This is a genomic window from Mesorhizobium sp. P3_B5 (genome assembly GCF_056402815.1).
Genome location: NZ_JBFUGR010000002.1, coordinates 788,939 through 813,488, shown reverse-complemented (window position 1 = coordinate 813,488; position 24,550 = coordinate 788,939). Strand labels below are relative to the sequence as shown.

Sequence of the window (24,550 nt, the reverse complement as noted above, 5' to 3'; positions counted from 1 at the left end):
TAACTATCTCTGGTTCCATTTGCGGATGACCGGTTCGGTCAAATCGTGCTCGTAGCCGAGTATGCTCAGGCTTGCGGTGTCGAGAACCAGCAGCGCGCCGTCTTCTGGCGGCAGGCCGAGCCAGCGCGCCGCCAGCACTCTGAGGAAATGGGCGCTCGAAAACACCAACACGCTGCCTTTGATTTCACGCAACTGACTGATGATCGCATCGGCTCGTGCGCCGACATCCGCCGCCATCTCGCCGCCCGGACAGCCGTCGCGAAAGACGTTCCAGCCCGGCCGATCAACAAGGATCTGCTTGGTGGTCAGCCCCTCATAGGCGCCATAGTCCCACTCTTGCAGATCATCCTTCTTGACGCCGGAGAACCCGGCCAGCGTACAGGTGTTGAAAGCGCGTTGCGAGGGGCTCGACCAGACAGCGGAAAACGACTGGCCCTTGAGGCGGTCGGCCACGCCGCGGGCAGCGGCCTCGCCCTTCGCCGTCAACGGGATGTCGGTGCGGCCGGTGTGTTTTCCCGACGCGCTCCATTCCGTCTCGCCATGGCGAACCAAAAAGATTTCGGGAAACTGGCTGCTCATTGGCGGGCCTTTCGATTTTCTTGCGCGGCCTGCACCCTAGCCGGGAAGACCCGGCCGGCACCAGCCGGGTGTGCACCTCGGTTGGCGACAAGAAGCAGGCCGCAACCGGGGCACCGGCTGCGGCCTGAACAGTCTTGGGGTCGAACGTCTCGTTCTGCTCTGCGATCAGGCGGCCTGCAGATCGCCCGACAGCGCCAGATCGGCCTCCTCGGACAATGTGCCGGCCATCGCTGCGGCGAACTTCGTCTGGTCGAGTTCGCCTTCCCAGCGCGCGACGACAACCGTCGCAACCGCGTTGCCGACGAAATTGGTCAGCGCCCGGCACTCCGACATGAAGCGGTCGACGCCGAGGATCAGCGCCATGCCGGCTACCGGCACCGTAGGCACCACCGAGAGCGTTGCGGCCAGCGTGATGAAGCCGGCACCGGTGATGCCGGCGGCACCCTTGGAGCTCAGCATGGCGACAGCCAGCAACAGGATCTGGTCGCCATAGGTGAGCGGCGTGTCGGTCGCCTGGGCGATGAACAAAGCGGCCAGCGTCATGTAGATGTTGGTGCCGTCGAGGTTGAAGGAGTAGCCGGTCGGGATGACCAGGCCGACCACCGAACGGTTGCAGCCGGCGCGCTCCATCTTGGCCATCAGGCCTGGCAAGGCCGCTTCCGAGGACGAGGTGCCGAGCACCAGCAGAAGCTCTTCCTTGATATAGCGGATCAAGGCGAGGATCGAGAAGCCGTTGTACCATGCAACAGCGCCAAGCACGACCAGCACGAAGAGCAGCGACGTCAAATAGAACGTGCCGATCAGAAAGGCGAGGTTGGCGATCGCGCCAATGCCGTATTTGCCGACGGTGAAGGCCATGGCGCCGAAAGCGCCGATGGGGGCGGCCTTCATCAGGATGGCGACGAGGCGGAAGATCGGCGAGGTCAGCGCCTGCAGGAAATCGACGACCGGGCGGCCACGCTCGCCGACCAGAGCGAGAGAAATGCCGAACAGCACCGAGAAGAACAGCACCTGCAGGATATCGCCCTGGGCAAAAGCGCCGGTGATGGTGTCGGGGATGATGTTGAGGAGGAAGCCGACGATGGTCGTGTCATGCGCCTTCTCGGTGAAGGTCGCCACCTTGGTGGGGTCGAGCGTCGCCGCATTGATGTGCATGCCGGCGCCCGGCTGGACGACGTTGGAGACGACCAGGCCGACGACTAGCGCCAGTGTCGAGAACACCAGGAAATAGATCATCGCCTTGCCGGCGACGCGGCCGACTTTTTTCAGGTCGGAGACACCGGCGATACCGGTCGTCACCGTCAGGAAGATGACCGGCGCGATCACCATCTTGACCAGCTTGATGAAGGCATCGCCGAGCGGCTTCAGCGAAGCACCGAGTTCGGGATAGAAGTGACCGAGCAGCACGCCGGCGGCGATCGCCGTCAGGACCTGCACGTAGAGATGCCGGTATAAGGGAACCTTGCCGCGCGGTTCGGCGGCAGCGAATGCTGGCTGCATGACGTCCTCCATTGGCGCCCCGATCGAAAGCTCGACCTCCCGGGGCAATTGTTGTGACCTCCGCAGCCTCGCGACTGCTGGATTGGTGTTTGCAACTGCCGTGCCAGACTGCGCCGATCGGCCTATTCCTTGATTTTGTTGGGTATTTTCGAATCGGCGACCGCTTCTCACACACAGGTAGTGCGAACATCCGCATGGTCTGAATTGCCCTTTGTGCGAAATCATGCACAAATGAGCGATGCTGCAACGCGCTGCCGCTGCCTTGTCTTCGACGCCTGAGCAACTGCGCAGGCGGGCGCGCCGCGCATGGTTGCTGTTTGCGGCGGTCGCTTTTGCGATCACAGCGGCAGCCCTCTACGGCGCCGGCCTCTACGGCCGCACCGCCGAAGTCGCGACCCTGGCGGCGCAAGGGCGCACCGATGCCAATCTGAAAGTGGCGCTGCTGCGCGCCGTGCTGGAGAGTCCGCGCGCCCTGCCCTTGCTGCTGGCGGAGGACCAGCAGGTGCATGATGCGCTGACGCAAGGCGGTGCCGCGGCGATCGATCTGCTGAACCGCAAGCTCGAAGGCCTGGTCTCCGGCACCAAGGCTTCGGTGCTCTATGTCACCGGCACCGACGGGCTGGCGATTGCGTCCAGCAACTGGCGCGAGCCGATCAGCTTCGTCGGCAACGATTACGGGTTCCGCGCCTATTTCTCCGGGGCAATGCAGAACGGAACCGCGGAATACTTCGCGCTCGGCAATGTCAGCAAGCGGCCAGGCCTCTACATCTCGCGGCGGGTCGGCAATGCTGCCGCGCCGCTCGGCGTCGTCGTCGTCAAGATGGAGTTCGACCAACTCGAGGCCGACTGGCACGAGGCGAACCGCCCGGCCTATGTCAGCGACGACCATGGCGTCGTGCTGATCACCAGCGTGCCGTCATGGCGCTTCATGACAACCGCGCCGCTGGCCGGACCGACGATTGCCGCCATCCGCGACAGCCAGCAATTCGGCGACGCGCCACTGGTGCCGTTGCCGATCACGCGCCCCGAAACCTTGAGCCCGGACGTGGCGATCGTCCATGCGATCACACCGGGCGGCAGCGACGCGGAATATTTGCGCCTCTCCACGCTGGTCCCCTCGACGCCCTGGCGGCTCGACTATCTCGTGCCGGCGGAGGCGCCGATCGCCGCCGCGGCCCGCGAGATGCGGCTTCTGGCGCTCGGCGTCGTCATCCCGCTGCTTGGTCTCGCCGCCTATCTTTTGTGGCGCCGGCAGTCAGCGCAGATGCGGATCGCCGCCGAACAGGCAGCGCGCACCGAACTCGAACGCCGTGTCGTCGAACGCACCGAGGATCTGAGCCGCGCCCGCGACCGGCTGCAGGCCGAGATAACGGGGCACCGCAGCACGGAAGCCAAGCTGCAGGTGGTGCAGCAGGAGCTGGTGCAAGCCAACCGTCTCGCCATCCTCGGCCAGGTCGCCGCCGGCGTCGCCCATGAGATCAACCAGCCGGTCGCCACCATCCGCGCCTATGCCGACAATGCCCGCGTCTTCCTCGACCGCAGGCAGACCTCGCCGGCCGTGGAGAATCTCGGCGCCATCGCAGCACTGACCGAACGCATCGGCACCATCACCGAGGAATTGAAGGCCTTTGCCCGCAAGGGCCGCACCGCTGCCGAACCGGTCGAATTGCGCGGCGTCATCGAGGGCGCCGTGGTGCTGCTTAGAAGCCGCTTTGCCGGCCGGCTGGAGGCGCTTGATATCGCATTGCCGCCGCCAAGCCTCAAGGTGATGGGCAACCGCGTCCGGCTCGAACAGGTGCTGATCAACCTGTTCCAGAACGCGCTGGAGGCGCTGGAGGGCCGCGACGACGCCAGGGTGCAGGTTTCGGTGGAAGAGACGGCGGACGGGGTGACGGTCAGCGTGTCCGACAACGGACCGGGCATTCCGCCCGATATCCTCAAATCGCTGTTCACGCCGTTCAACACATCAAAGGAAAAGGGCCTCGGCCTCGGGCTTGTCATCTCGAAGGACATCGTCGCCGACTATGGCGGCCGTGTCGAGGTTGCGAGTGGCGACAGCGGCACCCGCTTCATCATCCATCTTTCGAGAGCAGCATGATGGAAAACGGCGCGGCGCCTGTCATCCTGATCGACGACGACAGCGATCTCTTGAAAGCCACCGCGCAGACGCTTGAGCTTGCCGGGTTTTCGGTGTCGGCCTTTGCGGTGGCGGCCGAGGCGCTGGCCCGGCTCGACACCGGTTTTGCCGGCGTGGTGGTGTCCGACATCCGCATGCCGGAGATCGACGGGCTGCAGCTTTTCGATCGCATCCTGCGTCTCGACCCTGACATTCCGGTCATCCTCGTCACCGGGCATGGCGACATCGCGGTTGCCGTCAAGGCGATCAAGGATGGCGTCTACGATTTCATCACCAAGCCGTTCGCCGCCGACCGGCTGGTGCAGAGCGTGCACCGGGCGGCGGAAAAGCGGCGCCTGGTGATGGAGAACCGGGCCTTGCGCGAGGGAGCCGAGCAGGCGCAGGACGGCCTGCCGCTGATCGGCCAGACGCCGGCGATGGAGCGGCTGCGCCGAACCTTGCGGCAGATCGCCGACACCGATGTCGACGTGCTGGTGACCGGCGAGACCGGCTCCGGCAAGGAGGTGGTGGCGAGCCTTCTGCATCGCTGGAGCCGCCGCGCCAAGGGCAATTTCGTGGCGCTGAATTGCGGCACGCTGCCCGAAACGGTCATCGAGAGCGAGTTGTTCGGCCATGAGGCGGGCGCCTTCACCGGGGCGCAGAAGAAGCGGATCGGCCGCATCGAGCATGCCAGCGGCGGCACGCTGTTTCTCGACGAAATCGAAAGCATGCCGCCATCGACCCAGGTGCAGATGCTGCGGGTGCTGGAAATGCGCGAGGTGACACCTCTCGGCACCAACGAATTGCGGCCGGTGGATCTGCGCGTCGTCGCCGCGGCCAAGGTCGATCTCGGCGATCCGCGCCAGCGCGGTAGCTTCCGCGAGGATCTCTATTATCGGCTCAATGTGGTGACGATCTCGATCCCGCCGCTGCGCGAGCGCCGCGACGATGTTGCCCTGCTGTTTTTCTACTTTGCCGAGCGCGCCGCCGCGCGGTTCCGGCGGTCGATGCCAGCCGTGCCGGCAACCGTCCACCGCCATCTCAGGGAGCATGACTGGCCGGGCAATGTGCGCGAGCTGGCACATTTTGCCGAGCGCTTCGTGCTGGGCCTGGAAGAGGCAGCGCAAGCGCCGCCGCCTGCCCCGGCTTCGCCGAATGGCGCCATGCCATTGCCGGAACGTCTGGACCGCTACGAGGCCGACATCATCCGCGAGACACTTGGCCGCAATGACGGCGACGTCCGGCGCACGATCGAAGCACTGGGGATTCCGCGCAAGACCTTCTACGACAAGCTGCAGCGGCACGGCATCGTGCGCAGCGATTTTTCCAGATAGGTTGAGGTATGGCTGCGGCCAGCTCCAAAAAACAGTGGCGAGTCAGCATCAGAAGGTGTTGAAGACCGTATCGGCCGCCTTCAATGAAGCGTGATCCGGTTGCGCTTGGCAAGCCTTGATGGTTTGTTGCCGGTTAGCGGAGAATGAGTGATGCAAGAACCTGCCGGTCAAGATGAGTATGGGTCGACCAGTCCGTTCGATCCGGACGATCTGCCAAACTTGAACGCGATCGGCCCAGGCATGGGTGGCGGCAACGACTTCGAGAAATACGCCGTCGCCGTGATCATCGTGTTCGGCGCGGTGATTATTGGCGGACTGATGGCAGCCGGCTTGACCTTGGGTCACCGCAACGGCTTCCTGTTCGCGCTTGGCGGCGCCACGTCGGCCTGGATTTCCGGCAATGCGCTGCTGCTCGACCGGCCGCGCATCTATGCGCTGTTCGTCGGCATCGCCGCCCTGATGCTGGTTGCGTCGACCATTACGCTGGTCGTTTAGGCGGGTGCGTTCAGTAGCCTAACGCCTCGCCGGACGCGGCGCGGCTGTCGATGGCGCCGTTGTAGCGGGCGCCGCCGCCTTTTTCGATTTCCGAGAGGCTCTTGCCACCGACCAGTATGCCGGCCGCCTGGCCCCAGGTCGTATCGCCAAGATCGAGGTGATAGCCCATGCCGGCAAGCAGTCTTTCGGTATCCGGCGACAGACCAAACGGCTCGACATAGACCGTGTCGGGCAGCCACTGATGGTGGATGCGCGGCGCGTCGATCGCCTCCTGGATGTTCATGCCGTGGTCGATGACGTTGACGATCGCCTCCAGCGTGATGGTGATGATGCGCGAGCCGCCGGGGCTGCCGATGACCATGAACGGCTTGCCGTCCTTGGCCACCACGGTCGGGCTCATCGATGACAGCGGCGTCTTTCTCGGCTGGATGGCGTTGGCTTCGCCCTGGACCAGGCCATAGAGATTGGGCACGCCCGGTTTCTGGGTGAAATCGTCCATCTCGTTGTTGAGCAGGATGCCGGTGCCGTCGGCGACGACGCCGGCACCGAAGGAGCCGTTCAGCGTGTAGGTCACCGCCACCGCGTTGCCGTCATTGTCGATGATCGAATAGTGCGTCGTCTCCTTGCTCTCGCCAAAGCCCTTCGGCATCAAATCCTGCGATACGCCGGCCCGGAACGGATCGATCTTATCGCGGATGTCCTTGGCATAGTTTTTGTCCAGCAGTTTGGTCACCGGGTTGTCGACGAAGTCGGGATCGCCGAGTGCCGAATTGCGGTCGACATAGGCATGGCGCATGGCTTCGACCATGACGTGGACGGTCTCCGCCGAACCGGAGCCGAGATAGGATAGCGGGTAGAATTCCAGCACGTTGAGGATTTCGCAGATGATGACGCCGCCTGAACTGGGTGGCGGCGAGGAGGTGATCTCGTAGCCGCGGTAGTTGCAGGTGATCGGCTTGAGTTCACGGACTGTGTAATTCTCGAAATCGGCCTTGGCCAGAATGCCACCCTTGGCGCCACTCGCCTTGACGATGGCGTCCGCGATCGGGCCCTTGTAGAAGGCGTCCGCGCCTTGCTGCGAAATGGCCGAGAGCGAGGTGGCCAGATCGGTCTGGATGAGGTGTTCCCCCACGGCGTACGGTTTGCCGTCCGGCTTTAGGAAAATGGCGGCTGCCGCGGGATCCTTTGCCAATCGCTTGGCGCCGCTCTCCAGGGAGGCAACATCGCCCTGCTCCAACGCGAAGCCGTCCTTTGCATAGCGGATGGCTGGCGCCATCAGGTCCTGTCTGGACAAGGTGCCGTATTTCTCCCGCGCCATCTCGAAACCAGCCACCGAGCCCGGCACGCCGACGGCGAGATAGCCGTCGAGGCTGGCGCCCTTCACCGGCTTGCCGTCCTTGTCGAGATACATGGTCTTGGTCGCGGCCAGCGGCGCGCGCTCGCGGAAATCGAGGAAAGTCGAGCGGCCGTCCTTGAAGCGGATGGTCATGAAGCCGCCGCCGCCGATATTGCCGGCATTGGGATAGACGACAGCCAGCGCATAGCCGACGGCGACCGCGGCATCGACGGCATTGCCGCCGTTCTTCAGCACCTCGACGCCGACTTCCGAGGCCAGATGCTGGGCTGACACCACCATGCCATGCTCGCCCTTCGCCGGCTGCGGCGAGGCGGCATAGATGGCTGCGGATGGTGTCAGCGCTATTGCGAGCGAAAGGGTGACGCCAATCAGCGTCCGGCGGGTCAAGGGCATGGCGGTGCTCCAAGTGCAGTGTGCCTAGAAGAGCTACTTGGAGCGGCTGAGTCCATCATCAATATGAGCGAACACATATTGGTGTTCGCCTGCTGGCCGAGGCCAGCCAATCTCCCCCCTCGTGGGGGAGATTAGCCAACCTCAAACGATGCCGCCGCTGCCGCCGGCCACCGCTGGCCTCTCTGCCGCAACCTTGGCCCGATAGCCCGCGGCCCGATAGGCGGCAACCGGATCGATGGCGCCGCCGGTCTTCAACCGCGCCATGGCCAGGATCGGCTCGACATCGGTGCGGTAGGCCACTTTCAGCGTCTGCGTCGCCATCAGCGCGTCATTGGCGTCCTGAAACCCTTCCAGCGCCTTGCGGTCGACCAGCAGCGCCTGCGCATAAGCGCGCTGCACCTCGACCGCCGACAGCATAAGGCTCTCGATCGGGTCGGTGACGTTGTGGCTCTGGTCGAGCATATGGGCCGGGTCGAAACCCTCGGCGCCGGACAGCTCGGCATCGACCAGTTCGTTGAAGACGAGGAACAGCCGGTAGGGATCGATCGAGCCGGCGTCGAGATCGTCATCACCGTATTTCGAATCGTTGAAATGGAAGCCGCCTAGTTTCCTGAACTGGATCAGCCTCGACACGATCATCTCGATGTTGACGTTGGGCGCATGATGGCCAAGGTCGACCAGGCAGAACGCCTTGTCGCCCAGCTCCTTTGAGATCATGTAGTTGGTGCCCCAATCCTGCACGACGGTCGAATAGAAGGCCGGCTCGTACATCTTGTGCTCGGTGAACAGCTTCCAGTCATCCGGCAGCCCGGCGTAAATCTCCTTCATGGCATCGAGATAGCGCTCGAACGCTCTCGCGAAATTGACCTGGCCGGGGAAATTCGAGCCGTCGCCGATCCACACCGTCAGCGCCTTGGATCCGAGCGTCTTGCCGATCTCGATGCATTCGAGATTGTGCTCGACAGCTTGCCGGCGCGTGCCGGCATCGGCGTGCGAGAGCGAGCCGAACTTGTAGGAAAGCTTCTGGTCCCTTGCGTCGGAGAAGGTGTTGGAGTTCATGGCATCAAAACCGAGGCCGAAGCGAGAGGCCGCCTGCTTCAGCCGGTTCGGGTCGGCCTTGTCCCACGGAATGTGCAGCGAAACGGTCGGCGTCGCCTGCGTCAATTGCCGGATGACGGCGCAGTCCTCGATCTTGTCAAAAATGTCGCGCGGCTCGCCGGCGCCGGGAAAACGGGCAAAGCGGGTGCCGCCGGTGCCGACGCCCCAGGACGGGATCGCCACGGCGAATTTTTCGACCTTGTCGCGGATGGCGTCGATGGCGATGCCGCGACGGTCAAGGCGTTCGCCAAGCGAGGCGTAGTCGCGCTCGAGGTTGGGTTGGCGCGCCGCATTGTCCTTGTCGACGACATCGGCGGAGATAATGGATTCGGACACTGCTATTCCTCCCAAAATGCGTTCGGGCAGCGCTGCCCCTCATCCGCCTGCCGGCTTTCGTCGTTCGAAAAGCCAAGCAATTGGTTTTTCGTCCGCTACGCGGACCACTCCTCAACTCCCCGTATAGAGACGGGGAGAAGGACGAGCGACTATCGCGTAAAGCTCTGTGCGTTGCCCGCGTCGACATTGATGATGTTGCCGGTCGATTTGGCCGACATGTCGGAGGCGAAGAAATAGATCGCCTCGGCGATGTCTTCGGGGAACACCGAACGCTTCAGCATCGAGCGCGAACGGTAGTGTTCCTCGAGATCGTCGGTCGACATCTTGTAGGCGGCGGCGCGCTGTTCCTTCCACTCGCCGGTCCAGATTTTCGAGCCGCGCAGCACGGCGTCGGGATTGACGACATTGACCCGGATCTGCGCTTCTGCGCCCTCCAGCGCCAGGCAACGCGCGAGATGAATCTCGGCCGCCTTGGCGGTGCAATAGGCGGCGGCGTTGGGCGATGCGGCAAGGCCATTCTTGGAGGCGACGAAGACGACGTTGCCGCCGATTTTTTGCGCACGGAACAGCCGGAAGGCTTCGCGTGACACGAGGAAATAGCCGGTCGACAGGATGTCCATGTTCTTGTTCCACAGCGCCAGCGTGGTTTCCTCGATCGGCGCCGAGGAGGCCAGGCCAGCGTTCGACACCAGAATATCGATGCCGCCGAACTCGACCGACGTCTCGGCAAAACCGGAGACGACCTGGTCCTCCGATGTAACGTTGATCAGCACCGGCCGGACGAAATCCTTGCCATAGGCCTTGGCCAGCTCGTCGTTGGCGCTGGCGAGAGCCGTCTCGTCGATGTCGGCCAGCACGACGCAGGCGCCTTCGCGCAGCAGCCGGCTGGCCGTTGCCCGGCCGATGCCGCCGGCGCCGCCGGTGACGACCGCGATCTGGCCGGCAAGCGACTTCGGCCTCGGCATGCGCTGTAGCTTCAGATCCTCGAGCAGCCAGTATTCTATGTTGAAGGCTTCCTGTGCGGGCAGGCCGACATAGGACGAAACGGTCGAGGCACCGCGCATGACATTGATAGCGTTGACGTAGAACTCGGCCGAAATGCGCGCCGTCGCCTTGTCGCCGGCGAAGGTGAACATGCCGACGCCGGGCATCAGATAGACCACGGCATTGGGATCGCGGATGGCAGGCGAATCCGCATGCTTGCAGCTGTCGTAGTAAGCCTGATAGCCGGCGCGATAGGTGGCAACATCGTCGGCAAGACGGGCGATGACGGCATCGACATCCGGCTTGGCGGGATCGAACTCGATGACCAGCGGCCGGATCTTGGTGCGCAGGAAATGGTCGGGGCAGGATGTGCCGAGTGCCGCCAATGGCCGCAAATCCTTCGAATTGACGAATTCGAGCACGGCGGCGGAATCATCGAAATGGCCGAGCTTGTGGCTCTTTTCCGAGATCAAGCCACGGATCCTCGGCATCAGTTTTGCGGCGACGGCGCGGCGCGCCGGCGTATCGAGCGATTTGACCACTTCGCCGCCGAAGATCGCCACGCCATCGGAGCGGCGCTCGAACCACTCGATCGCCTGGTTGATCACCGAGATCGTCGTTTCGTAGCATTCCTTAGGGGTGTCGCCCCAGCTGAACAGACCGTGGCTTTCCAGGATGACGCCCTTGGCCCCAGGGTTCTCGAGGCAGAACTTTTCCAGCCACAGGCCAAGCTCGAAGCCTGGGCGCTTCCACGGCAACCAGCCGATGGCGTCGCCGAAGATTTCCTTGGTCAGCGCCTTGGAATCCTTGGCAGCGGCGATGGCGATGATGGCGTCGGGGTGCATGTGGTCGACAAAGGGCTTCGGCACGTAGGCGTGCAGCGGTGTGTCGATGGAGGCGGCGCGTGGATTGAGGTTGAAGGTGCAGTGCGGCAAGAAGCCGACCATCTCGTCTTCATGCTCGACGCCGCGATAGAGACCCTTCAGCGCGCGCAATTTGTCCATGTAGAGCGTGGCGAAGCCGTCGAGCTTGATCGAGGCGCTGTCGCCGCCCGAACCTTTCACCCACAGCACTTCGACGCTCTGCCCGGTAAGCGGATCGGTCTGCCAGATCTTGGAGGAGGTGTTACCGCCGCCATAGTTGGTGACGCGCTTGTCGGAGCCGAGCACATTCGAGCGATAGACGAGACGCTCCGGCTCACTCATCGCCTGGGCTTTTGCCTCGTCCCACAGGTTTGCGAGGCGCGTGCCGGAGCGCTTGTCGAGCATTGGAATATCCTCCCGTAAGACGCGCAGACTGTGCCGTCGATTTTGGCTGAATGTCCATGGAAGCGTTCGACTTGTCAATCACAAACGATCAATATCGATCATATTGCACTGCACAATGAAATTATATGATCGGAAATGATTGACACTGCGCGTTTTGGGTGCCTAGATGGTCAGGCAGGGAGGAACCATGCACGAGAAAGAGCGCCACAGGATCATTCTGTCCGCCGTCCAGGAAAAACCTGTGGTGACGGTGCAGGAGATGGTCGACCTGACGGACTCGTCCGAGGCGACGATCCGGCGCGACATTGCCGCGCTGCACGTACAAAAGCGGCTGCGCCGCGTGCGTGGCGGCGCCGAGGCGATCTCGCCGCCGCAATTCATCGGCCTTGCCGGCCGGCCCTTTTCCGTCAACGAGACGCTGAACGCCTCGCAGAAGCGGGCAATCGCCCGGGAAGCGGTGGAATTGTGCAAGGATGGCGAGCCGATCATCATCAATGGCGGCACCACCACCTTCCAGATGGTGCATTTCCTGACCGGCCGCCGCATGCCGATCTTCACCAATTCCTTCCCGATCGCCGAGCACCTGCTCAAGCATTCCAAGAACACCGTGATGCTGTCGGGCGGCACCATTTACCGCGAGCAGAACATCATCCTGTCGCCCTTCGACAACGATGTGACGCGCAATTTCTATGCACGCCGCATGTTCATGGGCGCGCAAGGGCTCGGGCCGCTCGGCCTGATGGAAGGCGACCCGCTGCTGATCCAGGCCGAGCAGAAACTGATCGACCAGGCCGACGAGCTGGTGGTGCTGGTCGACTCCTCGAAGTTCCGCAAACGCTCCAGCCTGATCCTGTGCGGCCTGTCGCGCATCGCCACCGTCATCACCGATGACGGCATCGAGGACCGGGAAGCCAAAATGTTGGAGACCGCAGGCGTGACGCTGATCGTCGCCAGCAAACAGACTAGCAACAAGGAAGAATCTTCACTGCAGGCCTGAGACAAACTCACGCCAGCAGCGGCGATGGAATGCAACGCTCAAGGGAGGATATTCGATGAGCTTTCTTAGGAAACTGATGGTTACGGCGGCGTTTTCTGCCGCCATGTTCGTGAACGCCGCCTATGCCGAGAACGTCAAGATCGCACTGGTGGTGAAGTCGCTCGGCAACGGCTTCTTCGACGCCGCCAACAAGGGCGCCGAAGAGGCGGCCAAGGAACTCGGTGATGTCGACATCATCTACACCGGCCCGACCAAGGCGACCGCCGAAGCGCAGATCGAAGTGGTCAACGCGCTGATCGCGCAGAAGGTCAACGCCATCGCCATTTCGGCCAATGATGCCGACGCTCTGGTGCCGGCGCTGAAGAAGGCGATGGAACGCGGCATCACCGTCATCTCGTGGGATTCGGGCGTTGCTCCGGCAGGCCGGCAGCTCCACCTCAACCCGTCCGACACCGGCCTGATCGGCGAGACCATCATCAAGCTTGCCGCCGACTACCTGCCGGAAGGCGGCGAGGTCGCCATCCTGTCGGCATCGTCGACCGCGACCAACCAGAATGCCTGGATCGATGCGGCCAAGAAAATCCTGCCGGAGAAGTTCCCCAAGATCAAACTCGTCGCCACCGTCTATGGCGATGACGACTCGGCCAAGAGCACCGACGAAGCCAAGGGCCTGTTGAAGTCCTATCCGAACCTCAAGGCGATCATCGCACCGACCACGGTCGGCGTCGTTGCCGCTGCCCAGGTGGTGACCGACGCAGGCCTGATCGGCAAGGTCAACGTCACCGGGCTGGCGCTGCCGTCGGAGTTCAAGAAGTTCATCGACAATGGTTCCAGCCAGGCGGTCGCGCTGTGGAACCCGATCGACCTCGGCTACTCCGCCGTCTACCTTGCCCATGATCTGGCGGTGAAGAAGGAAGAGGCCAAGCCAGGCGCCACGCTGTCGATCGGCCGCGTCGGCAAGGTGACGCTCGACGACACCAACTCGGCTGCGATGGCTCCGCCCTTCCAGTTCGACAAGACCAACATCGAAAAGTTCTCCAAGATCTATTGATCTCGGGCAGCCTTCGACCTGGCGCGGCGGGACCAGATCCCGCCGCGGCTTTAAACGGACCTAGTTTCAGGGCTTGATACGGATATGGACACGACAGCCCAACACGAATTGGCAAAGCAAGCGCCTTTGCCTTCCGGCCCGCGGCTGACGCTGTCCGGCATCTCGAAGAGTTTTCCCGGCGTACGCGCACTGCACGATGTCAGCCTGTCGCTTTATGCCGGTGAGGTGACCGCGCTGATCGGCGAAAACGGCGCCGGCAAGTCGACGCTGGTCAAGATCATGACCGGCATTTACCAGCCTGACGCGGGCACCATCAGCATCGACGGCGAGGCTGTCACTCTGTCCAGCGCGCACGCGGCTTTCGGCCACGGCATCACCGCCATCCACCAGGAAACCGTGCTGTTCGACGACCTCAGCGTCGCCGAAAACATCTTTCTCGGCCACGCGCCGCGCACGCGCTTCGGCACCATCGACTGGCGCACCATGCGCAAGAACGCCAAGGAAGTGCTCGACACCATGCGTGCCGGCCATATCGACGCCGACGCGCGGCTGAAGGATCTCGGCATCGCCAACAAGCATCTGGTTGCCGTTGCCCGCGCGATGTCGATCGATGCGCAGATCGTCATCATGGACGAGCCGACCGCGGCGCTATCGATGAAGGAGATCGAGGAACTCTTTTTGCTGATCGAATTCCTCAAGAGCGAAGGCAAGGCGATCCTGTTCATCAGCCACAAATTCGATGAGATCTACCGCATCGCCGACCGCTATACGGTGTTTCGCGACGGCGAGATGGTCGGCGAAGGGTTAATTAGGGATGCCGGCCAGAGCCAGATCGTGCGCATGATGGTCGGCCGCTCCGTCGACCACATCTTTCCGCAGCGCAAGGCCGAGATCGGCGCGCCGGTGCTCTCGGTCTCTGGCCTGTCGCACCCCACGGAATTCGACGACATCGGCTTCGAACTGCACAAGGGCGAAATCCTCGGCTTCTACGGCCTCGTCGGCGCCGGGCGCAGCGAGGTGATGCAGGCGATTTCAGGCATCACCCGCACCTCGGCCGGGACGATCACGCTGGAAGGCGAAACAATCGCGCCGAAATCGGCAGCGGATTCGATCGATGCCGGCATCGTCTACGTGCCGGAGGAGCGCGGCAAGCAGGGCGTGGTGATCGGCCTGCCGATCTTCCAGAATGTCTCTCTGCCCTCGCTCAAGCGCACCTCCAAATCCGGCCTGCTGCGGCTGGCGGAGGAGTTCGATCTGGCCCGCTCCTATACCGAGCGGCTCGACCTGCGCGCCTCCTCGCTCAGCCAGGATGTCGGCACGCTGTCGGGCGGCAACCAGCAGAAGATCGTGATTGCCAAATGGCTGGCGACGGCACCCAAGGTGATCATCTTGGACGAGCCGACCAAAGGCATCGACATCGGCTCCAAGGCCGCCGTGCACGGCTTCATGGCCGAGCTCGTCGCGCAGGGCCTCTCGGTGATCATGGTGTCGTCCGAACTGCCGGAAATCCTCGGCATGTCCGATCGGGTCGTCGTCATGCGCGAGGGCCGCATCGCTGCGGTCTACGACAACAAGGAGCTCGACGCTGAGACGCTGGTCAGGACAGCAGCGGGGATCGCGGCATGAAAACTCTTCTCAAATACCGCGAAGTCTGGCTGCTCGCGGCAATCATCGTGCTGATCGGGCTGATCTCGACGCGCTTTCCGGCCTTTGCCGATCCCGCCAATCTGCGACAGGTGTTCAACGACACCTCGATCCTGATGATCCTGGCGCTCGGTCAGATGGCAATTATCCTGACCCGCTCGATCGACCTGTCGATGGCCTCGAACCTGTGCTTCACCGGCATGGTGGTGGCGATGCTGAACGCTGCGCATCCGGCCATTCCGATCCCGCTGCTGATCGTCATCGCCCTTCTCGTCGGCTTGGTGCTCGGCGCCATCAACGGGCTTTTGGTGTGGCGGCTGAACATCCCCTCGATCGTGGTGACACTGGGCACGCTGACCATCTATCGCGGCGCGACTTTCGTCATATCCGGCGGCGCCTGGGTCAATGCCGACAAGATGAGCCCTGAGTTCATCGGCTTCCAGCGCGCCGCCTTCCTCGGCATTCCGGTGCTGTCGTGGATCGCCATCCTGGTCATCGCTTTGTTCTTCCTGCTGATGACACGCACCGCACTTGGCCGCTCGATCTATGCCATCGGCGTCAACCCGACCGCGTCGGTCTATGCCGGCATCGATGTCGGCCGGACCAAATTCATCGTCTTCTGCCTCTCCGGCATGATCGGTGGTCTCTCAGGCTATCTCTGGATCTCGCGCTACGTCATTGCGTCGGTCGAAGTCGCCAATGGCTATGAGCTCAACATCATCGCCGCCTGCGTCATCGGCGGCATCTCGATTGCCGGCGGCATCGGCTCGGTCGGCGGCGCGGTGCTGGGTGCGCTGTTCCTCGGCATCATCTCCAACGCATTGCCGGTGATCAATATCTCGCCGTTCTGGCAGATGGCGATTTCGGGTAGCGCCATCATCCTGGCCGTCGTGCTCAACGCACGCGGCGAACGCCGGCAAGGCCGCATCATTCTCAGAAAGGCGGAAGCGGCATGACCGACATCTCTGCCCCGCGCCACATCCCCAACCGGCTCGACAAGCCGCTCACTTCGGCTGTCTTTTCCTGGGAGGCGCTGCTGGTCGTGGTCGCGGTGGCGATCTTTGCCATCAACAGCTTCGCCTCGCCCTATTTCCTCGACCCGTATTCGCTGTCGGATCTCACCTTCAATTTCACCGAGAAGGGCCTGATCGCCTTTGCCATGGCGCTGCTGATCATTTCGGGCGAGATCGACCTGTCGGTGGCCGCCATCATCGCACTGGCATCGACCATGATGGGCATGGCCGTGCAGGCCGGCGCCGACACACCAGTGCTGGTGGCGATCGGCATCGTCGTCGGGCTCGGCTGCGGCGCCTTCAACGGACTGCTGGTGACAAAGCTCGGCCTGCCGTCCATCGTCGTCACCATCGGCACGATGAGCCTGTTTCGCGGCATCGCCTTCATCATTCTGGGCGACCAGGCCTACAAAGGCTATCCCGATAGCTTTGCCTTCTTCGGCCAGGGCTATGTCTGGTGGGTGGTGTCGTTCGAACTGGTGCTGTTCCTCGTCGCGGCCGTCATCTACTGGTTCCTGCTGCATCGGACGAGTTTCGGCCGCCGAGTGTTTGCCATCGGCAACAACCCTGTCGCGGCGCAATTTTCCGGCGTGCGCGTCGGCCGCATCAAATTCATCCTGTTTTGCCTGACCGGGCTGATGGCGGGCATCGCCTCGGTGCTGATCACCTCGCGGCTCGGCTCGACCCGACCTTCGATCGCGCAAGGCTATGAGCTGGAAGTCATCACCATGGTGGTGCTCGGCGGCGTCAGCATCCTCGGCGGCGCCGGCAGCATATTGGGCGTCGTGCTTGCAGCCTTCATCATGGGGCTGGTGACCTTCGGCCTTGGCCTGCTCAACGTGCCCGGCATCGTCATGTCGATCTTCATCGGCCTGCTGTTGATCATCGTCATCGCGCTGCCCATCGTCTGGCGGCGGCTGCGGCGGGAGCGTTTTGCCTGATGCCTCAGAAATACGCGTTCAAGATGCAGCTCAAGCCAGGCATGAAGGCCGAGTACAAGAAGCGCCATGACGAGATCTGGCCATCGCTGGTGGCGCTTTTGAAACAAGCCGGCGTTTCCGACTATTCGATCCATCTCGATGCGGAAACCAACACGCTGTTCGGCGTGCTGTGGCGACGCGACGATCACAGCATGGCCGACCTGCCCAATCATCCGGTGATGCAGCGCTGGTGGGCTCACATGGCCGACATCATGGAGACCAGGCCGGACAACGAGCCGGTGGCGGTGCCGCTGGAAACCGTGTTCCATATGGAATGACTGATATCAGACACATCGCCGTCATCGATATCGGCAAGACCAATGCCAAGGTGGCGCTGGTCGATCTCTCTACATTGAGCGAGATCGCGCTGCGCCGCATGGCGAACGCGCCCGCCAGGGACGGCCCCTACCCGCACCATGATGTCGAACGGTTGTGGAGCTTCATTCTCGGCAGCCTTGCCGAAATCAATCGCGAGCAGCGCATCGACGCAATATCGATCACCACGCATGGCGCGACGGGCGTGCTGGTCGATGCATCCGGCGCACTGGCGCTTCCGGTCCTCGACTATGAATTCGATGGCCCGGACAGCCTTGCGGCGGAGTATGATGCGATCCGTCCGCCCTTCGACCAGACGGGCACGCCGCGCCTGCCGATCGGTCTCAATCTCGGCGCGCAATTCTTCTGGCAGCAGAGGCGCTTTCCCACGGAGTTCGCCAAGGCAGCAGCGATGCTGATGTATCCGCAATATTGGGCCCTCCGCCTGACCGGTGTCGCCGCCAACGAGGCGACGTCGCTCGGCTGCCACACTGATCTGTGGAACCCGTGGAAAGCCGATTTCTCGTCGCTGGTCGACACAATGGACTGGCGTCGGCTGATGGCACCGGTGCGACCGGCCAAGGACCGCCTCGGCGCGATCCTGCCGGCTCTCGCCGCGCGGACCGCTCTTGATCCGAAGGCGCCGGTATTCTCAGGCCTGCATGATTCCAACGCGTCGCTGCTGCCGCATCTCCTGTCCGACACGCCGCCTTTCTCCGTGGTCTCGACCGGCACCTGGGTGGTGTCGATGGCGGTCAGCGGCAGACCGGTCACGCTCGACCCGGCGCGCGACACGCTGGTCAATGTCAACGCGCTCGGCGATCCGGTGCCTTCGGCCCGCTTCATGGGCGGCCGGGAATTTTCGGTGCTGACGCAAGGCCAGCCGGAAGACTGGAGCGAAGGTGATATCGCGGCCGTACTGGCGCGAGGGACATTGCTGCTGCCCTCGACCCAGCAAGGCTCGGGGCCGTTTGCGCATCACGCCTCCGCATGGCTCAATGCCGATGGCATCAGCACCGGCCAGCGCTTTGCCGCAATCTCGTTCTATCTGGCGCTGATGACGTCGACATGCCTCGACCTGATCGGCGGCGACGGGCCGACCATTGTCGAAGGCCCCTTCGCCCGCAACCGGCTTTTCGTCAGCATGCTGGCGGCGGCAACGGGGCGCGCGGTCATTGCGTCCGAGGCCGCCACCGGCACCAGCATCGGCGCCGCGCTGCTGGCGTCGGATCAGGCAACGCCCCAAGGCAAAGGCCAAAAAACCGAACCGCCGGCCGATTCGGCCTGGGCGAGCTACGCACGCGCATGGCGTGCGACAGTCGACGCTCGTGGTTGACTACAAGATCCGCTTGCCGAAGGCCGACATGACGAAGTTGACCACATCGGTGCCAATCCGAGGTTCAAGATCCGCGGTCAGCCCCGAAACATCCATGGACAACAATCCGCCGGAGAGCGCGATCGCCTCCATGGCCTGATGAGTTTCGCGCACGGTGAGGCCGCCGGAGCCGGCCGGCCAGCCGGCGAATTCGGTGACCTCAGGCGAATAGCTGACATGGAAGCCTTGCGTACCCGAGGTGGCGATGCGGATCGCTTCATGCATCAGGTCGCGCATGCCCATGGCGTCGATATCGGTCATGGTGAAGGCCGATACGCGCGAATCCTTCAGCACCCGCGCCTCGGCCGGATCGGCATGGCGCAAGCCGACGATGACGACGTTTTCCGGCGACAGCTGCGGCTGCAGCGCGCCGGGCTTGTGATCGAGGCCGAGCGTGCGCGCCAGCACCGAGCCCTCAGCCAGGTCGATGCCTTCCTCGTCTTCCGGCATCAGCGCGGCGATGGAATCGATCCAGATCAGGCCAAAGGAGTGGGTCGCCCGCGCGGTCGTCGTCAGCGCCTTGTGGGCGATGCGGCGATCGCCGCCGGCGGTCAGCCGGATCAGGCCGGAGGGCGGCCGTTCGACATCGGCGAGTTCGACGACATCAAAATTCATCGCCTCCAGCCGCGCGCCGGTCGCCTCGCGGGCCAGAATGCCTACCGCAGCCTGTTCGGCCGATATCTGCACCATCTTGCGGCCGGAAAAATCCTCGACATCGTGCATCGGGGCCTTTTCGACATATTCCGAGGTCATCGCCAGCAGCATGGCGCCATAGCTCATGCGGAAGGCGACGCGATCGCCGACGGCGGGCGGTGGGTTGGCGTCGTTGACGTCCAGCAACAGGTGGTCGCTGGAGGCGCCGAGCACCCGCACCCCCTTGGCAATCGGCGTCAGCCCTTCGATCAGCACGTCCTCGCGGCCGATATTGGCAATGGCGCGCAGCCGGTCGCCCTCGTCGGGAAACACCGGCTGGTTGCCGAACGCGTCGTAGCCGGATTGCCCGATCGGCCGTGACGGCTTCAGCTTGACCTCGATGATGTCGCAGGTCAGGCGGCAGGCATCGGGTTCGAGTTCAGCCCAGGGCGTGTCGCGGAAGGTCTCGACGCCGCCTTGCAGGATCGCTTCGCCGACGCGCAGATTGTTGATGCCGGCGGGCAATTTGCCTTCGAGCAGCAGCGTCAACGACGAGGATGCCCCGCCGGAAATCAAGTCAAGCCGTGCGCCGGCCAGGCGTTCGGTCTTGTAGGCATGGGCGACGAGTTGTCCGAGATTTTCCGGCGTCGGCATGATGGCGCCGAAGCAGCCGAGATTGGTGCCGATGCCGGCGATGCGCACGCCCTTGAGCGTCAGGATCTGCTCGACCGTCGGCACCAGGTCGTTCGGCCAGATGCCTTCTCTGAGGTCGCCGAGATCGATCATCAGCATGATGTCGTGGACGCGGCCCATGCGCTCGGCGATACGCGACAGTTCGCGGATGGTGGCGAGTTCGGATTGCAGGCTGATGTCGACGGTGCGCACCATCTCCTCGATGCGCGCCATAGGCGGGCTGCGCAGCAGCATGATCGGCGCGTTGATGCCGCTGTCGCGCAAGCGCCGGATGTTTTCGAAGCGCGATTCGGCGATGCCGGCAACGCCGCCGCGCAGCATGGCGCGCGCCACCTGCGGCATGCCGCAAGTCCCCTTGGTGACGCCGAAAACCTTGATGCCCGACAGCGCGCAGCGGTCGACGATGGTGCGCGCATTGCGCTCGATGCGGCCAAGGTCGATGGCGACTTGCGGTCCCGACATGGCCTAGCCCCCGTAGACCAGCCCTTGCGGGTCGATCTCCGGTTTGCGGCCGGCGACCAGATCGGCGAGGAATTTTCCCGAGCCGCAAGCCATGGTCCAGCCGACATGGCCGTGGCCGGTGTCGAGGTAGAGGTTTTTGTAGCGCGCCTGGCCGATGACCGGAACCGAGTTCGGCATCATCGGCCGCAGGCCCGCCCAGAGAACGGCCTTCTTCTCGTCGAAGGCACCGGGGAAAAGATCCTTGCCGGTCCTGAACATGGTGGCGAAATCGCTTGGTTTGTGAGTGCGGTCGAAGCCGGTGAACTCGGCGGTGGAGGCGAGCCGCAGCCGGTTGCCGAGCCTGGAATAGCCGATCAGCTGGTCCTCGTCGGCGCCGCCCATGGTCGGCCCCTTGCTCTCGTCCTCCAAGGGAATGGTCGCGGTGTAACCCTTGACGGGGTAGACGGGCAGGTCGATGCCGTAGCGGCGGCCGAGCAGACCGCTCTCCGGCCCCATCGCGATCACCACCGCGTCGCCCGCTATCGGTCCGGCCGAGGTGATCACCGCGCGTACCCGGTCGCCCTCTATGTCGAGGCCCTCAACCGTGGTGTCGTAGAGAAATTTCACGTCGAGCTTTTCGGCGGCGTAAGCGGCGAGATTTTGCGTGAACTGGCTGGAATCGCCGGTCTGGTCGATCGGCGAATAGACGCCACCGGCGATCTTGTCTTTCACACCGGCAAGACCGGGTTCGATCTCGATCAGCCGGTCGCGGCCGACGATCTCGATCGGCAGGCCGTGTTCGGCAAGAAAGCGGTAATTGTCGGTGCCGGTGTCGAGACTGTGCTGCGAACGGAAGAAATAGAGAATGCCCTTCTTGCGCTCGTCATAGTGGATGCCGGCGTCGGACGAGATGGCATTGATGCAGTCGCGGGAATAGAGCGCCAGGCGCAACTTGACCCGGCTGTTGGCGCGCAGGCGCTCTTTCGTGCACTGGCGCAGGAAGCGCAGGCTCCAGGCGATGAAATACGGATCGAAGCGCAGCCGCACCTTGATGCCGAGATCATGGTTATAGAGCGCGCGCAGGAACGTCTTCAGAGCGGCGGGAGAGGCCCAGGCGGTGGCGTCGCCGGGCGAGACCAGGCCGGCATTCGACTGGCTGGTGCCGCGTGCCGCCGCCGGATGGCGCTCGATCACGGTCACCTCGTGGCCGTCGCTGGCCAGGTAGTAGGCCGCCGCCGTACCGACCACGCCGGCTCCGAGCACCAATATTTTCATGCGGCCCCCCAAAAGGATCAATTCGGCCGAAGCGCCTCCACGCTTCGCCGCGAAGCCCTTCAATAGCGCTTAAGCGGCCAGCCGACGAGCCCTTGGATGAAGAACTGTCCTCAGCCCTGCGCGGAATTCTTGCTGGTCAGGATGCGTTCCCAGGCCAGCGCGTCGGCCACGATCAGGTCGAGGTCGTCGCGCTGCGGCGTCCAGCCGAGTTCGCCGCGCGCCAGCTCCGAATTGGCGACCACGGCGGCGGCGTCGCCAGGGCGGCGATCGCCCATCTTCACCTCGAAATCATGGCCGAAGGCGCGGCGCACGCTGTCGATCACCTCTAGCACCGAATAGCCATGGCTGTAGCCGCAATTGGCGACCAGGCTGGTGCCACCGGCGCGCAGCCGCTGCAGGGCCAGCCGATGCGCCGCCGCCAGGTCGCTGACATGGATATAATCGCGCATGCAGGTGCCGTCCGGCGTCGAATAGTCGGTGCCGAACACCTGCATGAAGGGGCGCTTGCCGAGCGCGGTCTCGCAGGCGACCTTGATCAGGTGGGTGGCGCCCGGCGTCGACTGGCCGGTGCGGCCTTTTGGATCGGCGCCGGCGACGTTGAAGTAGCGCAGCGCGGTATAGCGCAGCCCGTGGGCAATAGCGGCATCGCGCAGCATCCATTCGCTCATCAGCTTGGACAGGCCGTAGGGCGATTCGGGGGCCAGGCGGGCATCCTCGCGCACCGGCTCCAGCCCGGCGGCGCCATAGACGGCAGCTGTCGAGGAAAAAATGAAATGGGGCACGCCTTCGCGCACCGCGGTCTCGATCAGCGTGCGCGTCTTTGAAGTGTTGTTCTCGTAGTAGCCAAGCGGATCGGAGACCGATTCGGGAACAACGATCGACCCGGCGAAATGGATGATAGCGTCGACCTTGTTGTCGCGGATGACCCCGCCGACCAGCTCCTTGTCGGCGACATCGCCGACGACGAGCTTGGCCTCGGGCGCCACTGCCCACTCAAAACCGGTCGAAAGCCGGTCGAGAACGACGACGCTCTCGCCCGCATCCAGCAATTCCCAGACCATATGGCTGCCGATATAGCCGGCGCCGCCCGTTACCAAAACCGTCATCCGCGTCCTCTTTTACTCATGATTTATCGGAAACTGTCTCAACGACCGCCTTACTGGAAAGCCTGTGGCAAGGCCATTAGAAACGCCTGAACGTTAAATCTGTAACAGTCTCACCGGCCTGTGGCATCGTACGGAAACAAAATTGATCCACATCAAGGGAATAGGCCACGATCTGGGATCGTTAGGAACAGGCTTGGGGCGTGGCATTTTGACCAAAAAGGTCCGGTGGACGCCGAATGGGGCAATGATTATGATCCCGCGCAAAATTGGAAAGTCGACATGAATTATCAGCGGTTCTTCGAGGAAGCGATCGACCAGCTCCATGCAGAGCGTCGCTACCGCGTCTTCGCCGACCTCGAGCGCATCGTCGGAAAATTTCCCCGTGCCATCTGGCGTTCCAACGGCCGCGCCGAGGAAATCACCGTCTGGTGCTCCAACGACTATCTCGGCATGGGCCAGCATCCCGACGTCATCGCCGCATTCCAGGCCGCAGCCGGCAAGATGGGATCGGGCGCCGGCGGCACCCGCAACATTTCCGGCACCAGCAACCCGCTGGTCGAGCTCGAGCTGGAACTGGCCGACCTGCACGACAAGGAAGCCGCCCTCGTCTTCACCTCCGGCTTCGTCTCCAACGAGGCGTCGATCTCGACCATTGCGCGGCTTTTGCCCAACTGCCTGATTATCTCGGACGAGCTGAACCACGCTTCGATGATCGAAGGCGTGCGGCGCTCGGGCGCCGAGAAGAAGATCTTCCGCCACAACGACGTCGCTCATCTCGAAAGCCTGCTGCAGGCGGCCGGTCGCGAGCGCGCCAAGCTGATCGTCTTCGAAAGCGTCTATTCGATGGATGGCGACATCGCGCCGATCCGGCAGATCGTCGAATTGGCCGAGCGCTACAACGCCATGACCTATATCGACGAGGTTCACGCCGTCGGCATGTACGGACCGCGCGGCGGCGGCATCACCGAGCGCGAGGGCCTGGCCGACCGCATCGACATCATCGAGGGCACGCTGGCCAAGGCGTTCGGTACGCTCGGCGGTTACATCACCGGCACCAGTGCGGTGATCGACGCGGTGCGCTCCTATGCGCCGGGCTTCATCTTCACCACGGCGCTGCCGCCGGCCGTTGCCGCTGCAGCCACCACCTCCATCCGCCACCTGAAGCGTTCGCAGGTCGAGCGCGACGCGCAACTGCGCCAGGCGACGCTGACAAAGCAGGTTCTTGCTGCCGCCGGCCTGCCGGTGCTGGAGTCGCCGACGCATATCGTGCCGCTGCTGGTCGGCGATCCCGAGCTCTGCAAGATGGCCAGCGACCGCCTGCTCGGCGTGCACGGCATCTACATCCAGCCGATCAACTACCCGACCGTGCCACGCGGCACCGAGCGGCTGCGCATCACGCCGACGCCGTTCCACACCGATGCACTGATCGCGTCGCTGCAGGATGCGCTGGTCGAGACCTGGGACGCGCTCGGCATCCCCTATGGTTCGGCAGGCCGTCCCTCGGTCGCCAAAAGCGACCRCATCATTCCGCTGCTGGTGCCCAAATCTGGCGGCTGAAAGCCGCGGC

19 protein-coding genes are annotated in these 24,550 nt (G+C 63.5%); 11 read left to right on the top strand and 8 right to left on the bottom strand.

Annotation, left to right across the window (positions count from 1 at the left end; genetic code table 11):
• Positions 1 to 3 precede the first annotated feature (3 nt).
• Complete coding sequence (locus AC1DVW_RS08780) at positions 4 to 579, bottom strand: histidine phosphatase family protein (RefSeq protein WP_477322411.1); 576 nt, start codon at positions 577 to 579, stop codon at positions 4 to 6.
• A 165-nt stretch (positions 580 to 744) separates the two neighbouring features.
• Complete coding sequence (locus AC1DVW_RS08775; RefSeq protein ID WP_477249594.1) at positions 745 to 2,079, bottom strand: dicarboxylate/amino acid:cation symporter; 1,335 nt, start codon at positions 2,077 to 2,079, stop codon at positions 745 to 747.
• Between the two features lie 238 nt (positions 2,080 to 2,317).
• Between AC1DVW_RS08775 and AC1DVW_RS08770 the strand changes: the two genes are divergently transcribed.
• From AC1DVW_RS08770 to AC1DVW_RS08760, 3 genes are all read left to right on the top strand, one after another.
• Complete coding sequence (locus AC1DVW_RS08770; RefSeq protein WP_477322409.1) at positions 2,318 to 4,177, top strand: sensor histidine kinase; 1,860 nt, start codon at positions 2,318 to 2,320, stop codon at positions 4,175 to 4,177.
• Complete coding sequence (locus tag AC1DVW_RS08765) at positions 4,174 to 5,529, top strand: sigma-54-dependent transcriptional regulator (protein ID WP_477322408.1); 1,356 nt, start codon at positions 4,174 to 4,176, stop codon at positions 5,527 to 5,529. Before AC1DVW_RS08770 ends, AC1DVW_RS08765 begins: the two co-directional genes overlap by 4 nt.
• A 150-nt stretch (positions 5,530 to 5,679) precedes the next feature.
• Positions 5,680 to 6,024, top strand: a complete 345-nt coding sequence (locus AC1DVW_RS08760; protein WP_477249589.1) for a hypothetical protein — start codon at positions 5,680 to 5,682, stop codon at positions 6,022 to 6,024.
• Positions 6,025 to 6,034: 10 nt separating this feature from the next.
• On the opposite strand, the gene ggt is transcribed toward AC1DVW_RS08760, so the two are convergent.
• The 3 genes from ggt to AC1DVW_RS08745 form a co-directional block, all read right to left on the bottom strand.
• Positions 6,035 to 7,774, bottom strand: coding sequence for a gamma-glutamyltransferase (ggt, locus tag AC1DVW_RS08755; RefSeq protein WP_477322407.1), 1,740 nt, complete (start codon positions 7,772 to 7,774; stop codon positions 6,035 to 6,037).
• A gap of 141 nt (positions 7,775 to 7,915) precedes the next feature.
• Positions 7,916 to 9,208, bottom strand: a complete 1,293-nt coding sequence (rhaI, locus tag AC1DVW_RS08750; protein ID WP_477322405.1) for an L-rhamnose catabolism isomerase — start codon at positions 9,206 to 9,208, stop codon at positions 7,916 to 7,918.
• Between the two features lie 149 nt (positions 9,209 to 9,357).
• On the bottom strand, positions 9,358 to 11,460 hold the full coding sequence (locus tag AC1DVW_RS08745) for a bifunctional rhamnulose-1-phosphate aldolase/short-chain dehydrogenase (protein ID WP_477322404.1): 2,103 nt from the start codon (positions 11,458 to 11,460) through the stop codon (positions 9,358 to 9,360).
• A 187-nt stretch (positions 11,461 to 11,647) separates the two neighbouring features.
• Here AC1DVW_RS08745 and AC1DVW_RS08740 point away from each other — a divergent pair, with 187 nt between their 5' ends.
• The 7 genes from AC1DVW_RS08740 (at position 11,648) to AC1DVW_RS08710 (ending at position 18,796) form a co-directional block, all read left to right on the top strand.
• Positions 11,648 to 12,457, top strand: coding sequence for a DeoR/GlpR family DNA-binding transcription regulator (locus AC1DVW_RS08740; protein WP_258604708.1), 810 nt, complete (start codon positions 11,648 to 11,650; stop codon positions 12,455 to 12,457).
• Between the two features lie 55 nt (positions 12,458 to 12,512).
• Positions 12,513 to 13,508, top strand: coding sequence for a rhamnose ABC transporter substrate-binding protein (gene rhaS, locus AC1DVW_RS08735; protein ID WP_477241818.1), 996 nt, complete (start codon positions 12,513 to 12,515; stop codon positions 13,506 to 13,508).
• Between the two features lie 84 nt (positions 13,509 to 13,592).
• Positions 13,593 to 15,134 carry a sugar ABC transporter ATP-binding protein gene (locus AC1DVW_RS08730; RefSeq protein ID WP_477322402.1) on the top strand — a complete coding sequence of 514 codons (1,542 nt, stop codon included), beginning with the start codon at positions 13,593 to 13,595 and terminating at the stop codon, positions 15,132 to 15,134.
• A complete protein-coding gene (locus AC1DVW_RS08725) occupies positions 15,131 to 16,108 on the top strand; it encodes an ABC transporter permease (RefSeq protein WP_477322400.1) in 978 nt (325 codons plus the stop codon). The genes AC1DVW_RS08730 and AC1DVW_RS08725 overlap by 4 nt, the downstream gene beginning before the upstream one ends.
• Positions 16,105 to 17,106 (top strand): ABC transporter permease, encoded by a 1,002-nt coding sequence (locus tag AC1DVW_RS08720; RefSeq protein WP_477322398.1) that lies wholly within the window; start codon positions 16,105 to 16,107, stop codon positions 17,104 to 17,106. Before AC1DVW_RS08725 ends, AC1DVW_RS08720 begins: the two co-directional genes overlap by 4 nt.
• Positions 17,106 to 17,423 carry an L-rhamnose mutarotase gene (gene rhaM / locus AC1DVW_RS08715; protein WP_477274942.1) on the top strand — a complete coding sequence of 106 codons (318 nt, stop codon included), beginning with the start codon at positions 17,106 to 17,108 and terminating at the stop codon, positions 17,421 to 17,423. The genes AC1DVW_RS08720 and rhaM overlap by 1 nt, the downstream gene beginning before the upstream one ends.
• The gene (locus tag AC1DVW_RS08710; protein ID WP_477322396.1) at positions 17,420 to 18,796 is read left to right on the top strand and encodes an FGGY-family carbohydrate kinase; all 1,377 of its coding nucleotides are present in this window, start codon (positions 17,420 to 17,422) and stop codon (positions 18,794 to 18,796) included. The genes rhaM and AC1DVW_RS08710 overlap by 4 nt, the downstream gene beginning before the upstream one ends.
• Here AC1DVW_RS08710 and AC1DVW_RS08705 read toward each other — a convergent pair whose 3' ends face one another.
• From AC1DVW_RS08705 to galE, 3 genes are all read right to left on the bottom strand, one after another.
• Positions 18,797 to 20,623: an alanine racemase gene (locus AC1DVW_RS08705; protein ID WP_477274946.1), complete on the bottom strand. Its 1,827-nt coding sequence runs from the start codon at positions 20,621 to 20,623 to the stop codon at positions 18,797 to 18,799. It abuts the gene before it with no gap.
• A 3-nt stretch (positions 20,624 to 20,626) separates the two neighbouring features.
• Positions 20,627 to 21,877 carry a D-amino acid dehydrogenase gene (locus tag AC1DVW_RS08700; protein ID WP_477322395.1) on the bottom strand — a complete coding sequence of 417 codons (1,251 nt, stop codon included), beginning with the start codon at positions 21,875 to 21,877 and terminating at the stop codon, positions 20,627 to 20,629.
• A gap of 110 nt (positions 21,878 to 21,987) precedes the next feature.
• On the bottom strand, positions 21,988 to 22,983 hold the full coding sequence (galE, locus tag AC1DVW_RS08695) for a UDP-glucose 4-epimerase GalE (protein ID WP_477322393.1): 996 nt from the start codon (positions 22,981 to 22,983) through the stop codon (positions 21,988 to 21,990).
• A gap of 279 nt (positions 22,984 to 23,262) precedes the next feature.
• Between galE and hemA the strand changes: the two genes are divergently transcribed.
• Entirely contained in the window at positions 23,263 to 24,540 is a 1,278-nt protein-coding gene (hemA, locus tag AC1DVW_RS08690; protein WP_477322391.1) for a 5-aminolevulinate synthase, read from the top strand.
• The last annotated feature ends 10 nt before the right edge of the window (positions 24,541 to 24,550 follow it).

What these genes read in the sequence shown, in the direction of transcription:
- AC1DVW_RS08780 (WP_477322411.1), bottom strand. Translation starts at nt 579, where the DNA reads ATGAGCAGCCAGTTTCCCGAAATCTTTTTGGTTCGCCATGGCGAGACG.
- AC1DVW_RS08775 (WP_477249594.1), bottom strand. Translation starts at nt 2,079, where the DNA reads ATGCAGCCAGCATTCGCTGCCGCCGAACCGCGCGGCAAGGTTCCCTTA.
- AC1DVW_RS08770 (WP_477322409.1), top strand. Translation starts at nt 2,318, where the DNA reads ATGCTGCAACGCGCTGCCGCTGCCTTGTCTTCGACGCCTGAGCAACTG.
- AC1DVW_RS08765 (WP_477322408.1), top strand. Translation starts at nt 4,174, where the DNA reads ATGATGGAAAACGGCGCGGCGCCTGTCATCCTGATCGACGACGACAGC.
- AC1DVW_RS08760 (WP_477249589.1), top strand. Translation starts at nt 5,680, where the DNA reads ATGCAAGAACCTGCCGGTCAAGATGAGTATGGGTCGACCAGTCCGTTC.
- ggt (WP_477322407.1), bottom strand. Translation starts at nt 7,774, where the DNA reads ATGCCCTTGACCCGCCGGACGCTGATTGGCGTCACCCTTTCGCTCGCA.
- AC1DVW_RS08745 (WP_477322404.1), bottom strand. Translation starts at nt 11,460, where the DNA reads ATGCTCGACAAGCGCTCCGGCACGCGCCTCGCAAACCTGTGGGACGAG.
- AC1DVW_RS08740 (WP_258604708.1), top strand. Translation starts at nt 11,648, where the DNA reads ATGCACGAGAAAGAGCGCCACAGGATCATTCTGTCCGCCGTCCAGGAA.
- rhaS (WP_477241818.1), top strand. Translation starts at nt 12,513, where the DNA reads ATGAGCTTTCTTAGGAAACTGATGGTTACGGCGGCGTTTTCTGCCGCC.
- AC1DVW_RS08730 (WP_477322402.1), top strand. Translation starts at nt 13,593, where the DNA reads ATGGACACGACAGCCCAACACGAATTGGCAAAGCAAGCGCCTTTGCCT.
- AC1DVW_RS08725 (WP_477322400.1), top strand. Translation starts at nt 15,131, where the DNA reads ATGAAAACTCTTCTCAAATACCGCGAAGTCTGGCTGCTCGCGGCAATC.
- AC1DVW_RS08720 (WP_477322398.1), top strand. Translation starts at nt 16,105, where the DNA reads ATGACCGACATCTCTGCCCCGCGCCACATCCCCAACCGGCTCGACAAG.
- rhaM (WP_477274942.1), top strand. Translation starts at nt 17,106, where the DNA reads ATGCCTCAGAAATACGCGTTCAAGATGCAGCTCAAGCCAGGCATGAAG.
- AC1DVW_RS08710 (WP_477322396.1), top strand. Translation starts at nt 17,420, where the DNA reads ATGACTGATATCAGACACATCGCCGTCATCGATATCGGCAAGACCAAT.
- AC1DVW_RS08705 (WP_477274946.1), bottom strand. Translation starts at nt 20,623, where the DNA reads ATGTCGGGACCGCAAGTCGCCATCGACCTTGGCCGCATCGAGCGCAAT.
- AC1DVW_RS08700 (WP_477322395.1), bottom strand. Translation starts at nt 21,877, where the DNA reads ATGAAAATATTGGTGCTCGGAGCCGGCGTGGTCGGTACGGCGGCGGCC.
- galE (WP_477322393.1), bottom strand. Translation starts at nt 22,983, where the DNA reads ATGACGGTTTTGGTAACGGGCGGCGCCGGCTATATCGGCAGCCATATG.